The sequence below is a fragment of the Microbacterium sp. NPDC077663 genome, from assembly GCF_044542795.1.
Taxonomy (GTDB): domain Bacteria; phylum Actinomycetota; class Actinomycetes; order Actinomycetales; family Microbacteriaceae; genus Microbacterium.
The window spans coordinates 540,171-554,405 of record NZ_JBITVE010000001.1 but is presented as its reverse complement, the minus strand read 5'-3'; the positions used below and the strand labels follow the sequence as shown (position 1 = coordinate 554,405).

At 70.5% G+C, this 14,235-nt stretch carries 13 protein-coding genes and 1 tRNA gene; 7 read left to right on the top strand and 7 right to left on the bottom strand.

Annotation, left to right across the window (positions count from 1 at the left end; all coding sequences use genetic code 11):
• The first annotated feature begins 23 nt into the window (after window positions 1-23).
• From ACIGEP_RS02715 to ACIGEP_RS02705, 3 genes are read left to right on the top strand one after another with little or no spacing between them, the layout of a single operon-like run.
• Window positions 24-698: a class II aldolase/adducin family protein gene (locus ACIGEP_RS02715; protein WP_396660094.1), complete on the top strand. Its 675-nt coding sequence runs from the start codon at window positions 24-26 to the stop codon at window positions 696-698.
• A complete protein-coding gene (locus ACIGEP_RS02710) occupies window positions 695-1,507 on the top strand; it encodes an aminoglycoside phosphotransferase family protein (protein ID WP_396660093.1) in 813 nt (270 codons plus the stop codon). Before ACIGEP_RS02715 ends, ACIGEP_RS02710 begins: the two co-directional genes overlap by 4 nt.
• Entirely contained in the window at window positions 1,504-3,066 is a 1,563-nt protein-coding gene (locus ACIGEP_RS02705; protein WP_396660092.1) for an FAD-dependent oxidoreductase, read from the top strand. Before ACIGEP_RS02710 ends, ACIGEP_RS02705 begins: the two co-directional genes overlap by 4 nt.
• A 290-nt stretch (window positions 3,067-3,356) precedes the next feature.
• On the opposite strand, the gene ACIGEP_RS02700 is transcribed toward ACIGEP_RS02705, so the two are convergent.
• From ACIGEP_RS02700 to galU, 4 genes are all read right to left on the bottom strand, one after another.
• A tRNA-Ala gene (locus ACIGEP_RS02700) sits at window positions 3,357-3,432 on the bottom strand.
• A gap of 54 nt (window positions 3,433-3,486) precedes the next feature.
• Entirely contained in the window at window positions 3,487-4,482 is a 996-nt protein-coding gene (locus ACIGEP_RS02695; RefSeq protein WP_396660091.1) for a large exoprotein, read from the bottom strand.
• 72 nt (window positions 4,483-4,554) lie between these two features.
• Window positions 4,555-5,175, bottom strand: coding sequence for a GNAT family N-acetyltransferase (locus ACIGEP_RS02690; protein ID WP_396660997.1), 621 nt, complete (start codon window positions 5,173-5,175; stop codon window positions 4,555-4,557).
• Window positions 5,176-5,197: 22 nt separating this feature from the next.
• Window positions 5,198-6,076, bottom strand: coding sequence for a UTP--glucose-1-phosphate uridylyltransferase GalU (gene galU / locus ACIGEP_RS02685; RefSeq protein ID WP_396660090.1), 879 nt, complete (start codon window positions 6,074-6,076; stop codon window positions 5,198-5,200).
• A gap of 77 nt (window positions 6,077-6,153) precedes the next feature.
• Between galU and ACIGEP_RS02680 the strand changes: the two genes are divergently transcribed.
• The 3 genes from ACIGEP_RS02680 to mscL are packed head-to-tail and all read left to right on the top strand — an operon-like array spanning window position 6,154 to window position 7,517.
• Entirely contained in the window at window positions 6,154-6,744 is a 591-nt protein-coding gene (locus ACIGEP_RS02680; RefSeq protein WP_396660089.1) for a 5-formyltetrahydrofolate cyclo-ligase, read from the top strand.
• Window positions 6,745-6,758: 14 nt separating this feature from the next.
• The gene (locus ACIGEP_RS02675; protein ID WP_396660088.1) at window positions 6,759-7,031 is read left to right on the top strand and encodes an FmdB family zinc ribbon protein; all 273 of its coding nucleotides are present in this window, start codon (window positions 6,759-6,761) and stop codon (window positions 7,029-7,031) included.
• A gap of 33 nt (window positions 7,032-7,064) precedes the next feature.
• Complete coding sequence (gene mscL / locus ACIGEP_RS02670) at window positions 7,065-7,517, top strand: large conductance mechanosensitive channel protein MscL (RefSeq protein ID WP_396660087.1); 453 nt, start codon at window positions 7,065-7,067, stop codon at window positions 7,515-7,517.
• Window positions 7,518-7,687: 170 nt separating this feature from the next.
• On the opposite strand, the gene ACIGEP_RS02665 is transcribed toward mscL, so the two are convergent.
• Window positions 7,688-11,380 carry a DEAD/DEAH box helicase gene (locus ACIGEP_RS02665; protein ID WP_396660086.1) on the bottom strand — a complete coding sequence of 1,231 codons (3,693 nt, stop codon included), beginning with the start codon at window positions 11,378-11,380 and terminating at the stop codon, window positions 7,688-7,690.
• A gap of 193 nt (window positions 11,381-11,573) precedes the next feature.
• On the opposite strand from ACIGEP_RS02665, the gene ACIGEP_RS02660 reads away from it, so the two are divergent.
• A complete protein-coding gene (locus tag ACIGEP_RS02660; protein WP_396660085.1) occupies window positions 11,574-12,098 on the top strand; it encodes a methylated-DNA--[protein]-cysteine S-methyltransferase in 525 nt (174 codons plus the stop codon).
• A 57-nt stretch (window positions 12,099-12,155) separates the two neighbouring features.
• Here ACIGEP_RS02660 and ACIGEP_RS02655 read toward each other — a convergent pair whose 3' ends face one another.
• Together ACIGEP_RS02655 and ACIGEP_RS02650 are read right to left on the bottom strand one after the other, a co-directional pair.
• Complete coding sequence (locus ACIGEP_RS02655; RefSeq protein ID WP_396660084.1) at window positions 12,156-13,775, bottom strand: cation acetate symporter; 1,620 nt, start codon at window positions 13,773-13,775, stop codon at window positions 12,156-12,158.
• A complete protein-coding gene (locus tag ACIGEP_RS02650) occupies window positions 13,772-14,122 on the bottom strand; it encodes a DUF485 domain-containing protein (protein WP_396660083.1) in 351 nt (116 codons plus the stop codon). The genes ACIGEP_RS02655 and ACIGEP_RS02650 overlap by 4 nt, the downstream gene beginning before the upstream one ends.
• Window positions 14,123-14,235: the final 113 nt, after the last annotated feature.

Below are 14,235 nucleotides of genomic sequence, written 5' to 3'. Positions count from 1 at the left end.
GGGGTGGCGGCAACGTTAGCAGCATGACGACGACGTCGCACCACCACGATCTCCGCGCGTCGGTGGCCGCAGCATCCCGCCGCCTCGCCGAGCACGGCCTGCTCATCGGAACCGCCGGCAACGTCAGTTCACGCCGCGGCGAGGTCGTCGCCGTCACAGCGACCGGTGCGGTCCTCGCGGACGCGACCGTCGACGACGTCACGGTGGTGGATCTCGACGGCGCGGTCATCGAGGGCTCGCTGGCCCCCACGTCGGAGCTCGCTCTCCACCTCGGCGTCCTGCGTTCCGCGCCGCCTGAACGCGTGTCGGCCGTCGTCCACACCCACGCGCCGAAGGCGACCGCGCTGTCGCTCGTGCTCGACGAGCTCCCGGTCATCCACTACCAGCAGCTCGCCCTCGGCGGCATCCTGCGCGTCGCGCCGTTCCATGCCTTCGGCACCCCCGAGCTCGCGGCGGCCGTGGGCGCCGCCCTCGACGGGCGGCTGGCCGCGCTCATGGCGAACCACGGCGCCGTCGCCCTGGGACCCGATCTCGCCGGGGCCATCGAGAACGCGCTGCTCGTCGAATGGCTCGCCGACCTGTACCTGCGCGCCGCGGTCGTGGGCGTCCCGCGCCCGCTCGATGAAGCTCAGCAGCGGGCCGTGATTGCGCACGCGACCCGGCTCGGATACGGCGCGACGAAGCGGGTGTCGGCGTGAGCGGCGTCGGCGAACTCGTCGCGCACGGTCGCTCGGCCGACGTGCACTCCCTCACCCCCGACCGGGTGCTGAAGGTCTACCACGACGAGTGGCCCGACGAGGCGATCGACCGCGAGGTCGAGGACGCCACGGCCGCGTTCGACCTCGGGCTGACCCCGATCCGGTGCCACGGCAGGACGGATGCCGGGGGTCGCCGCGCCGTCGCGTTCGACCGCATCGACGGCGTCGCGCTCACCACCGTGGCTGAGAAGAACCCCCTGAGGATGCGGCGGGTCGCCCGCTCGCTCGCGCGCGAGCACGCCCGCATCCACCGCGTCAGCACCGACCGCTTCCCCGACGTCCGCGATGTCGCGGCCGATCTCGTCGGCACCGCGCCGTTCACCGCCCTCACCGCCCGCGAACGCAGCGCCTTGCTCGATCACCTCGCCTCGCTCCCCGGCGGCGAGAGCGTGCTGCACCTCGACTTCCACCCGATGAACGTCTTCCGTCACGGCGGTGGCATCGCGACGATCGACTGGCAGTCGACGGCGTGCGGCGACCCGGCCGCCGACGTCGCCATGACACGGCTGCTGTTCACCGAGGCGGAGCTCTTCCCGGGCGCGACCCGCGCGCAACTGCTCGTCTACGGGGCGGCGCGCGGCGCGATGGGACGCATGTACCTCTCGGAGTACCTCGCTCTGACGGGCCTGACGACGGCGCGGCTCGACCGCTGGGCGACTGCGGCGCGGGTCCTACGCCTCGGGATGCTCGACATCCCCAGCGAGCGGGAACGGCTGCTCGGCGGCATCCGCTCGGTGATCGCGCGATGACGACCACGGTGCGGCGGTCGCTGCCAGGGCGTGGAGAGACGGTGGACGTCCTGATCGTGGGCGGCGGCGTCACCGGCGCGGCGATCGCGTACGAGGCGGCGAGCCGCGGCCTGTCCGTCGCGCTCGTCGAGAAGGGCGACTTCGGCGGGGCGACGTCGGCCGCGACGGGCAAGCTCGTCCACGGCGGGCTGCGGTACCTGAAGAACCTCGAGGTGGGGCTCGTGCGCGAATCCCTCGTCGAGCGGCGCACTCTCTCCCGCATCGCGCCGGGACTGGTCTCCCCCATCGGGATGGTTCTCCCCGATCCCGGGCTGATCGAGCACCTCGGTCTGACCGCGTACGACCTGCTGTCGTTCGACCGCAACCGCGTGCCGGACAGTCACCGCATCCCCCGTCACCGCAGCCTCAGCCGCGACGAGCTGCGCCGACGGGGACTCGGACACCTCGAGCACGGCATCCTGTTCCACGACGCGATGATGCTCTCGCCCGAACGCCTGACGTTCGCCTTCGTGCGGTCCGCCGTCGCACACGGTGCCCGGGTGTCGAACTACGCGCGCGCCGATGGGCTGATGGCGTCATCCGGTCGTGTCCGCGGCGCGCGGGTCACGGACCTCGTGACGGGGACGCAGCACGAGATCCGGGCGCGCATCACGGTGAACGCGAGCGGTCCCTGGGCCCACGACGTGCTGGTGGCCGACGGACTGCTGCAGGATGCCGCGGGGCCGCGCCCGGCGGTGCGCTCGGAGGGCATCTACCTGCTCACGAGACCCCTCACCGAGACGATGGTGCTGACGGTCTCGTCGGGCGGCCACTTCAGCTTCGCGCCGTGGCGCGGGCGCACGCTCATCGGCCCGACCGAGACCCCGTACACGGGCGAGGTGTCGCAGTGGCGGTTGACGCGCGAGGCGATCGAGCGATTCCTGACCGAGATCAACGCGGCGGGGCGCCTTCCCGTCGAGCTGTCGTTCTCGGACGTCGTCGCCGCGTACGGCGGCCTGCGCCCGCTCACCGAGACGAGCGGCACCGACACCTACCGCGCGACGCGCGCATCGGAGCTCGTCGACCACGCGAGGGACGGCGTGCCAGGAATCGTCACGGCGACCGGCGGCAAGTACACGACCGCGCGGGCGTTCGCCGAGAAGACCGTGCCGGTGCTCGCGCGCGCCCTCGGTCTGACGGTCGCACGGAGCCGCACCGCCGACGTGCCGCTCGACGGCACGGACTTCGCCGACACGGGCACCTCCGACCTGATCGACCGGCTCTACGGATCGGATGCCGGTGCCCTCCGCGCGATCGCCGCCGAGTCGCCTGTGTTGTCGCGGCCGGCGACGGACGACGGCGAACTGCTCGCCGGCGTGGCGTTCGCGGCGCGGCACGAGTCGGTGCTGCATCTCACCGACATCCTGCTCAACCGCACCGGCATCGGGCGGCGCGGCGACCCGGGTGAGGACGTCCTGTCGGCGGCTGCCGACATCGCCGGCGCGGAGCTGGACTGGACCCCCGACCGGCGCGCTGCCGAGCTCGACGCCGCGCGCGCGGCGGTGCGCCTGCCGGACTAGAACCCGCCTCGGCCCGCCACCCGCCGGTGTCAGGGGGTTTGCGACCACCCGCGCGCGCCGTGCCCCACGTCACGGTTGCATACGCAAGGGTGGCGGTAGCCAGCGGCCCTTTCCATCGTCCGGCGCCGATCCCGAGGACGTCGCGTACGGCGAGTCGACCGTGGACTTCTTCACACCCAGCCTCGTCGACACCGTCGTCCATGAGAAGGGCGGCCTGTTACGGCCCACGACAGGCAGGTCCGTGATCACTGAGAACGAGGAAAGACCCCCGCGAACGGGGGCCTTTCCGATGGTGGACCTGAGGGGATTCGAACCCCTGACCTCTTCATTGCGAACGAAGCGCGCTACCAACTGCGCCACAGGCCCGGAAGCCTCAACATTACCATGACGACGATGGTCGCTCGAACGCGAGGCGGGGTCTTACTGACCCGATGCACGGCGGGCGAGGAGCTCTCGCACGTGGGCCTCGATGCGGTCATCGTCGGCCGGTCCGGCGAAGGCGACCTCGGCCGCACGGGTGCGGCGGGCCGTGTCGATCGAGGGCGGAGCGGCCTGGGCCGCGCGCTCGCGCAGGGCCTCCTCGACGGCCGCGTGGCGCAGCGCTTCCTGCGCCTCGGAGGCGTCGAGCACGGCAGCCGCGCGCGAACCCGCGGATGCCGTGAGCGGGCGCGGCAGCGTGCGGGGGGTCCATTCCGCACGGTCCGATTCGAGCGCGACATCCTGTACGAACCCCGCCTCGCGAACGACGGCGGCCGGGGCCACCCGGGATGCCGCGCGTCGCGCGACGGTGTTCATGCGCACGAGCACGAGGAGGCTCGAGACGACCCCGCTCGAACCGACCACCAGAAGAGTCCAGCCGGCGCCGATCGCGCCGAGATAACCGCCGACACCGGCGACGACGAAAGCCAGGACAGCAGCGATCGAGGCGGTCAGGCGCACGCGGCGACGCGCGCGGGCGCGACGGGCGGCGGGCAGAGCACGGGCGGCGGCCGCCTCTGCGACCGCCTGCTCGTGGGCGATCGCGGCGTCCGCTCGGGCCTTCTCGCGGGCAGCTTCCGCGTCGGCGATCGCGCGACGCCGGTCGGCCTTCGCGATCTCGCGGTCGAGGGCGGCCTGAGCCTTGGCGGCGGCGAGTTCGGCCCGCGCGGCTTCGAGGCCGACGCTCTCCTGCTCGGCCTGGACGCGACGCGCGAGGCGCTGCTGCGCGAGCGCGGTGCGCGCGTTGAGTTCGAGACGGACCTCGCCGGGCGTCTCGCTCGTCTGAGCCAGCACACGGAGGGCCTGGTTCAGCCGCACGGCGTTGCGCTCGGCCGCCTGGTACTGATGACGACCGTGCCACGACGGCAGGAGGTACACCAGCCACAAGAGGACAGCGACGAGGACGATCACCCCGCCACCCATCACCTGCTCACCCATGCCGCTCACCGTATGTCGCCGGAGCGGTGCGGCCCGGCATCCGCTGGGCGTGTCTGAACTTCTGGTTGAGGGTTAACGGTCGGCCGGAGGGGTGGATGCCGCATCCTGCGGCGCGCGTCCCGCCAACCACCGGTTGAGGACACCCTCGCGGACCTCTTCCCTCACGAGCGCGAACGCATAGTGATCGCGCCAATCGCCGTCGATGTGGATGTAGCGGCGGCGCAGGCCCTCGTATCGGAACCCGAGCTTCTCGACGACACGCAGGCTCTTCGTGTTCTCGGGACGGATGCAGATCTCCATGCGGTGCAGACGCAGATCCTCGAAGCACACGTCCGTCGCCAAGGCCACGGACGTCGGAGTGATGCCCTTGCCGGCGAATCGTTCGCTCACCCAGTAGCCGATCGTCGCCGACGACAGCGAGCCGCGGGCGATCCCCCAGACGTTCAACTGGCCGGCGACCTCACCCTCGTGCTCCATGACGAACGGGACCCCGGTCCCGTCGCGGTACTGCTGGAGCAGCCGACGCACACCGCTGCGCATGTCGAGGGAGATCGGACCGTCGGGGCTCGTCGCCTCCCATTGCCGCAGCCACGCCCGGTTCTGCACGAGCTCGGTCTGCAGGATCTTCGCGTCGCGCGGACGCACGAGCCGGATCGAGATCGGGCCGTGCGCGCGCACGACCGGCCCGTCCATGCCCATCAGTGACGCTTCGGGTTCACAGACCCGAGGCGAAGTCCTTGATCCATGGGCGCAGCTCGGCGCCGAGGTCCTCCCGGTCCACCGCGAGCTGCACGATCGCCTTGATGTAGTCGGCACGGTCACCGGTGTCGTACCGGCGGCCACGGAAGACGACACCGAGCACGCCCTCCGTGGTGGCGAGCTCTTCGAGCGCATCCGTCAGCTGGATCTCGCCGCCCTTGCCCGGCTCGGTCCGCTCGAGGATGTCGAAGACGCCCGGAGTCAGCACGTAGCGTCCGATGATCGCGTAGTTGGAGGGTGCGTCCTCCTTCTTCGGCTTCTCGACGAGACCGGTGACCTTCACGACGTCGGGCTCATCGGTCGCTTCGACGGCGGCCGCGCCGTACATGTGGATCTGGTCGGGCGACACCTCCATGAGCGCGATGACGGTCAGGCCGGTCTTCTTGTTCTGCTCGAGCATCTTCTCGAGGAGCACGTCGCGCGCGTCGATGAGGTCGTCGCCGAGGAGCACCGCGAAGGTGCTGTCACCGACGTGCGAGCGCGCACGCAGCACGGCGTGGCCGAGGCCCTTGGGCTCACCCTGACGGACGAAGTGGATGTCGGCCATGACCGACGAGTCCTGCACCCGCTTCAGCTTCTCGTGGTCGCCCTTCTTCGAGAGGTTGGACTCGAGCTCGGGCACGGAGTCGAAGTGGTTCGAGATGTTGTTCTTGTTGCGCCCCAGGATGATGAGCACATCGTCGATCCCGGCGGACACTGCCTCTTCGACCACGTACTGGATCGCGGGCTTGTCGACGACCGGCAGCATCTCCTTCGGCATGGCTTTCGTGGCGGGCAGGAAGCGGGTGCCCAGGCCCGCGGCAGGGATGACGGCCTTGATGCGCTCGGAAGACATGACCATCACCATACAGATCACTCGTGTCGTGCATATGACACGGCGGGACGGCGGGCGTGTCCCTTTAGAATCGGACCATGACCGGCCCCGTGGACACCGAGAAGCGCGCGCTGCGCGCGGAACTCCGCGAACGCCGTCAGCAGCGCTCGGCCGGCGCCCTGGACGAGGCCTCCTCAGGCATCCGGGCGCAGCTCGACGCGCTGGTGGCCGGGAACGGCGTCCGGTCCATGTCGTGCTTCCTCTCCACCCCCACCGAGCCCGGCACGCGGGAGTTCATCGCCGAGGCCGTGGCCCGCGGCATCCGCGTTCTCCTGCCCGTCACCCGCGCGGACGGTCTGCTCGACTGGGCGGTCGCCGAACACGACGGCGACATCGCCGAGGGGATGTTCGGACTGCCGGAGCCCGTCGGCGAACTGCTGAGCCCCGTCGCGGTCAACGACGTCGATCTGCTCGTGATCCCCGCGGCCGCTGTCGACCGCAGTGGGATGCGGCTGGGCTGGGGCCGCGGCTACTTCGACAAGACCATCGGGTCGATGGAGAAGTGCCCGCCGGTGTACGCCGTCATCTTCGACTCCGAGCTGGTCGATGAGGTCCCCCGCGAGCTGCACGACCAGCCCGTCTCGGGGGTCGTGACCCCCACCCGTACCGTCCGCCTTCCCCTCCGCTGAACCACCGAGGTCTCATGCCCACCTACGCCTATGCCTGCACCGCGTGCGGACACCGCTTCGACGCCGTCCAGTCGTTCTCCGACGCCACCCTCACCGAGTGCCCCGAATGCGGCGGCCTCGTGCGCAAGCAGTACGGGTCGATCGGCGTGACCTTCAACGGCTCGGGCTTCTACCGCACCGATTCGCGCAGCGCCAGCTCCCCTGCATCCTCTGGCGAGAGCTCGGGTTCTTCGACATCATCGAAGAAATCCGAAGCACCCGCTTCGCCCGCTCCCGCGGGTTCGTAGCCCGGCCCCGTGCCGGCGGAGGAAGGAGGAGCCGTGATCAAAGGCTTCAAAGACTTCATCATGCGCGGCAACGTCATCGACCTGGCGGTCGCGGTCGTCATCGGCGCGGCTTTCAGCGCCGTCGTGACCGCGATCGTCGACAGCATCATCACTCCGTTGATCAGCCTGTTCTTCAAGGCCGACCCGAAGACGGGGGAATTCGGCATTCAGGTGCAGGGCCTCTTCGACGTCGTCACCTTCCCCATCGGCGGGCTCATCAGCGCGATCATCAGCTTCCTCGCCGTGGCCCTCGTCGTCTACCTCGTGTTCGTCGTCCCGATGAACAAGTGGAAGGAGCGTCAGGCGGCGCGAGCCGGAGTCGTCGAAGAGGAAGCGAAGCTCCCGACCGAGGCCGAGCTGCTCGTCCAGATCCGCGACCTGCTCGAGCAGCAGCGCGGCACCGCCGCTCCGACGCGCGCGACCGAACCGCCGTCGCCGTCGATCTGACGCGTCAGTAGTGCGGCGGGACGTCGTTCCGCAGTCGATCGTCGTTCGGGCCGGATGCCGGGGGTTGCCCCGCGTCCGGCCCGTTCGGCGTCTCAGGGCTCGGGTCCGTCCCCGGCGCGGGCGTCAGCTTTGCGCGGCGCGACCCCGGGACCCGCTCGACGCGCTGACGCTCAGTCGACATCGATGGGCTGGGTCGAGCCGGGCGCCGACGGCGTCTCGGGCTGGACGCCGATGACCCCGGCGATGCGCAGGGCGACCGCGGCGGGATCGTTGTACACGTCGAACGCGTGGACGCGCACGTAGTGCCATCCCAGGCGACGCAGCAGCTGCGGGCGACGACGGAGGGTCTCGCGCAGGCTGTCGTGGGTGGTCTCGGGGTCGATGTCGGCGACGACGGCCTTGCCCTTGTACTGCGCCACGAGCGGCAGCTGCCCGCCGCGGTAGTGCACGTCGACCGAGACGCCCAGGCTCCGCAGGTGCTGGGCGAGCGTGAGGGTCAGCGGATCGGCGAGGTCCTCGAGTCGCGCATCGCGCCCCCGGGCGGCGATGCGGCCGAGGATCGCCATGAGCGTGGCGGCGCCGAACGTGAGCCGACCCTCGTCGAAGGCCGACGGGCGGATCGACGAGACGATCACCATCGACCGACGTGCGCGGGTCATGCCCACCGTCAGCAGTCGTTCGCCGTCGGGGGTCGACAGGTCGCCGAAATCGCTGAGGACCCGGCCGTGCTTGGTCAACCCGAACCCCAGCGAGAAGATGACACGGTCGCGGCTCTCGGCGACGGATTCCTCGAGGCCGAGGACCGCGAAGGGCTCAGCCGTCTCGCGGCCGACGAAGTCCGCGACGTCCGAACGCCCCGCGAATGCGCTGGCGACGGCGGCGCGCACCCGCTCGGCGTGCCGCGCAGACGCGGTCACCACCATCAGCGACTCGGCCGGACGGTTGATCGCATGCTCGACGACGAGGGTCACGACACGGGCGACCTCGGCATCCGGGCTCTCCACGGCCCCCGTGTCGGGGTTCGGCGCGCCCGTGCCGCCCTCCACGTAGTCCACGCTGAGGCTGCCGCGCCCGAGGTACGAGCCCGCCCAGGGCAGCGAGCTGATCGCGCCGCCGTAGAAGGCGTCGTTGACGAGCTCGGCGAGATCCTCTCCCCCGGCCCGGTAGCTGCGTGTGAGCGTCTCGACCGGGATCAGCTCACTGAGCCGCTCGAACACGCTCGTCTCGTCGAAAGGCACCTCGGGCGTCTCGAGGTCGTCGCCGCGGCCCGACCACAACCGGAACGGCGTCGGCAGCTGCGTCACCGGATCGCCGAAGACGACGACCTGGCGCGCGCGGCGCAGTGCGGGGGTCGCCTCCGCGAGGCACAGAGCCGCAGCGTCAGCGACGATGACGACATCGAACTCGGGGTGGTCGGGCACGTGCGGCACCTCGTACGGCGAGGCGAGCCACACCGGGGCCAGGACCCGCATGAGCGTCGGCGCCGAGGCGACGAGCTCGGACGCCGACGCCGTGCCGCCGCGCAGTGCCGCCTTCAGCGAGGCCGCCTCGCGAGGCTCATCGACGAGGGCGATCCGCCACCGCTTGGCGAGCTCCGAGGCCAAGAGCGGTCCGGACGACGAGGCGTGCGCCTCGTCGACGAGGCGGAAGTCGCGCTCGAGCCGGTCGAGGACGGTCGTGTTCGCGCCCAGCAGCGCCCGGTCCGAGCGCAGCATGGCTTCGAGGGCCGAGCGCCACCAGGCGTACTCGAACTCCGCGGCGACCTCGGACTCCGGAACGTGCCGCGTCGAGAGCTCCATCAGGAGCGGTTCGAGCCCGAGCTGCGCCAGTTCACTGCGCAGTGCCGCCCGCTCGACGAGGTTTTCGAAGACATCGGATGCCGCCGCGAGCCCCGCGAGCGTGCGGAGAAGCTGCGGGATCGGCAGGCTCGCAAGCCCCTCGGTGCGTCCGAGCGCGCGGTCGAGGTCGGCGAGGTCGGCGTTCACCCGCTGCCAGGCAGCTGCGACGTCGTCGAGGCCGATCGGGATCTCGGGGGTGACCCCGGCGTCGACGAGCTGCTGCCACTGCGCGCGCTGATTCTGCACCCGCAGCAGCGCCTCGTGCATGTCGGTGACGTGCATGCCGGGACGCACGTACTCCTTCGACAGCCGACGCAGACGCCGCCGGTTGGCCGTCGTCATCTGCGCGGAGTCGCGGCGCGACGAGTGCGCCGCGATCAGGTCGGTGAGAGGGCGCTCGAACACGGTGGGGCTGAAGCGGTCGAGCGAGGCGCGGATGCCCTGGAGCAGCTGCACGTAGGAGCCCATCTCGGCGACCGTGGTGAACGGCCGCATCCGCGTCTGTCCGATCAGTTCGTAGCCGCGCTCGAGGAGAGCGGGCACCTCGGCGCGGTGGAGGCGACCGGCGAGCGCGTGCGCGGAACGCGCCGCGTCCGTCGTCGAGAACGCCACCCCGTACCAGGGCGAGTCGTCGGGTCCGATCCGGAACTCCCCGAGCCGCGCGGAGGCCGCGAGCGCCTCTGCCGCCTCGACGCGACGGGTCGCGAGACGCTGCACCGTGGCGAGGTCGAAGCGCGTGGTCGCGCTGGGCTGCGGCTCGTGCTCGCCGATGCGTGTCAATTCTCGGAGCGCCTCGAGCGGTGAGACCCCGACCGAGGCGTGACGCTGGGTGAGGGCGGCGCGATAGTCGCGCAGCACGGTGCGCAGGCGGACGAGCGCGTCGTCCACCTCGGCGACCTTGGGCTGCTCCGCCTTCTCGTTGCGGGCGATCGCGCGGATGAGGTCGCGGTGCAACCGGGTGGGCGAGACGGCGAGGCCGGGGAGGCCGATCCCCGCGAGACGGTGACGCACGCCGTCGAGGGTCGACCGGCGGGCGCTCACGACCAGCACGCGCTTGCCTGAGCGGACCAGCTCGCCGACCGCGTTGATGACGGTCTGCGTCCCGCCCGTCCCGGGAAGGGTGTGGACGGCGAGCGACTGCCCCTCGGTGATGCGGGCGAGGACCGCCTCCTGCTCCGCATCCGCGTCGAGGATCAGCCGATCCGAGGCGGGGGTGCGGTCGTCGGGACTCACCGCATCGGGCTGCGGACGCACGAACGAGAGACGCTCGCGATCGGCCGGATGGCCCGCGAGGGCGTTGAGCACGGGGTGATCGAGGTCGACGGCATCCCGCTCCATGTCGGAGGCGACGTCGGCGAAGGTCGAGACCACCAGGCGGGGCTGCACCGTGAAGGTGGGCACGTGCGCCGTGAGCGCGCGCAGGCGGTCGATGACGGGCTGGGGCTGGAACACGCCGCCGTCGTACGCGAGAGCGGCGAGGGCCTCGCCGTCCAGGTCGACGCCGAAGTGGATGCGGGCGGCCGTGACTAGCTCGCGGTTGACGTGGAAGGGACCGTGCAGCCGCAGGTCGAAATCGGTGTGGTGGCGGCGGATGGTCAGCGGGCGCAGCAGCACAGGAGCGGTGCAGCTCACGCCGCCGATCCGCCACGACGCCATGCCGATCGCCAGGTGCACCGTGTCGAGTCCGCGTGCGGTGCGCAGTTCGACGTCCTTCGACGTGATCCGCTCGGCGGCCAATCGCGCCGTGCGCAGGGCGACCTCGTCGCGGAACATGTTCGACAGCAGGGTCGGACGACCCGTGATGAACTGCGGAAGACTGCCGGGGTGAGCTTTGGTGATGTCGATGCCCGCGTCGCCGTCGTCCCGGTAGTGCAGGAGCGTCGAGGCACCGCCCAACTGGGCGGCCTCCTCGCGCAGTCGCTTGCGCTCGGGGACCGCGGCGTGCATGACGAGCACCTCGGGGTCGGACAGCGTCACGTCCGCCGGGGTCACCGCGGGCAACTGCTCGGCACTCTCGCCGCGCACAGCACCGCTCTCTGCTCGCCACACACCGAAAACATTAGGCGCGTCAGCCTGGGAAAGCGGGATCGACGGCCGAGTTTCGCGGATCGGTCGCCTGATGAGCGGACTTTCCTCCACAACCCGGTCGGGATGCCGCTTCTCCCCTCTCGCGCACTCCTCCGCGCTCGAGCCCGGACCCGACGGCCATGATGAGGTCATGACGATCGCAACGTACTCGGTGCACCCGACACCGATCGGCGAGGCCCTCCTGGTGACGACCGAGGCGGGCCTGGTCGCGTTGTCGGTCCTCGACGGCCCGGCCTACGCGGAGGTCGCGCGGCTCAGCATGCTGCTGCACGCCGTGCCGACCCCCGACGACGGACCGTCGGCGGACGTGACGGTCGAGCTCGACGAATACTTCGCCGGTACTCGTCAGGTGTTCACGGTGCCGCTGGACTGGCGCCTGACCGCCGGGTTCACGCGGCGAGCGCTCGAAGCCATCGTCGAGATCCCGTACGGCGAGACCGCGTCGTACGCCGAGATCGCCGTCGCCGCGGGGTCTGCGCGGGCGCATCGCGCGGTGGGGACCGCGTGCGCCCGCACACCCTGGTCGATCGTGCTGCCCGCTCACCGGGTGATCCGCAGCGACGGGTCGCTCGGCGAGTACGGCGGCCGGCCCGAGCACAAGCGGTTCCTCCTCGATCTCGAGGAGCGGGCCGTCGGCTCGACGGGCCGCGCATGACGGAGGCGGGCAGGGACGTGTAGGCCGTCCCTGCCCGCCTCGTCGCGGCATCCGCTTCTAGTGGTCGACCGCCTTCTCGGCGCCGTACCCGGTGAGCGAACGGACCTCCATCTCCGCGGCCTTCGTCGCGTCCTCCGCCTTGCGCGAGGTCACGGACCCGAGCCAGCCGAGCAGGAACCCGACCGGGATCGAGATGATGCCCGGGTTGTTGAGCGGCCAGATCGCCGTTCCGACGTTCTTGAACACGCTCGTCTCCGTACCCCAGAACACGGGCGACAGGACGATGAGCACGATGGCGGTCGCGAGGCCGCCGTACATGCTCCACACGGCGCCTCGCGTCGTGAACTTGCGCCAGAACAGGGAGTACAGGATCGTCGGCAGATTGGCCGAGGCGGCGACCGCGAAGGCCAGCGCCACGAGGAACGCGACGTTCTGCCCCTGCACGCCAATTCCGCCGAGGATCGCGAGCACGCCGATCACGACGACCGTGCGACGGGCGACCTTGACCTCGCCGTCCGGCGGCACGTTCCCCTTCTTGACGACGTTCGCATAGATGTCGTGCGCGAACGACGTGGCCGCAGTGATCGTGAGACCGGCGACGACCGCGAGGATCGTGGCGAAGGCGACCGCGGAGATGAACCCGAGCAGGACCGGTCCGCCGAGCGCCGCCGCCAGGAGCGGTGCTGCCGAGTTGACGCCACCGGGTGCCGCCTTGATCGTCTCGGACCCGACGATCGCGCCGGCGCCGTAACCGAGGACGAGCGTCAGCAGGTAGAAGAGACCGATCAGCCAGATCGCCCAGACCACCGAGCGACGCGCCTCCTTGGCGGTCGGCACGGTGTAGAAGCGCATCAGGACGTGGGGCAGACCCGCGGTGCCGAGGACCAGGGCGATCGCGAGGGAGATGAAGTCCCACGGGTTCGCGCCGTACTGCAGGCCCGGGCCGAGGATCGCGTCCTGCGGATCGGTCGTCGACTTCTGCACGGCCGCCTCAAGGAGTGTGTCGAGGCTGAACCCGTTGATCGCGAGCACCCAGATCGTCATGACGATGGCGCCGCCGATGAGCAGGAACGCCTTCACGATCTGCACCCAGGTCGTGCCCTTCATGCCACCGATGAGGACGTAGACGATCATCAGCACGCCGACGACGGCGACGACGATCGACTGGCCGATCTGCTCCGTGATGCCGAGCAGCAGCGAGACGAGGCCGCCGGCACCGGCCATCTGCGCGAGCAGGTAGAAGAAGCAGACCGCGAGGGTCGTGATCGCGGCGGCCAGACGCACCGGACGCTGCGTCAAGCGGAACGACAGCACGTCGGCCATCGTGAACTTTCCGGTGTTGCGCATGAGCTCGGCGACCAGCAGCAGCGCGACGAGCCACGCGACGAGGAAGCCGATGGAGTAGAGGAATCCGTCGTATCCGTTGATGGCGATGGCGCCGACGATGCCGAGGAAGGATGCCGCCGACAGATAGTCACCGGCGATCGCGAATCCGTTCTGCGGGCCGGTGAACGAGCGACCGGCGGCGTAGTAGTCGGCGGCCGTCTTGTTGTTGCGGCTCGCCCGGATGACGATGAAGAGGGTCACCGCGACGAACGCGCCGAAAATGGAGATGTTGAGGACGGGGTTGTTCTCGGCGGCGCCGGCGGGTGCCGCGGCGAGGAGGATCGGGCTCATCGGGCTTCCTGCCTCTCGAGGTCGGCGCGGATCTCGGACGAGATCGGGTCGAGCCGGCGGTTCGCGAAGGCGACGTAGCCCATCGTGATCGCGAAGGTCGTGACGAACTGCCCGAGGCCCAGGAGCAGGCCGACGGTGATGTGGCCGAAGACCTCCTGCGCCATGAAGTCGGGGGCGAAGGACGAGAGCAGGACGTAGACGAAGTACCAGATGAGGAAGAGCACCGCGAGCGGGAAGACGACGCTGCGATGCTTCTTCTTCAGTTCGACGAACCGCGGCGATCGTTCGACCGCGACGTAGTCGATGGCACTCCCTTCCACGCCTCGGCGGGGTGACTGGGACGACATGTGGCCTCCTTGCCTCATGGGGTGAGCGACGGTGCTCGAACGGGCCGTTCCTGGGAATCGGCCGCGTGGTAGGTTCGACCGTACGAAGGCGGCAGAGGTGCCGTCACCCCCGG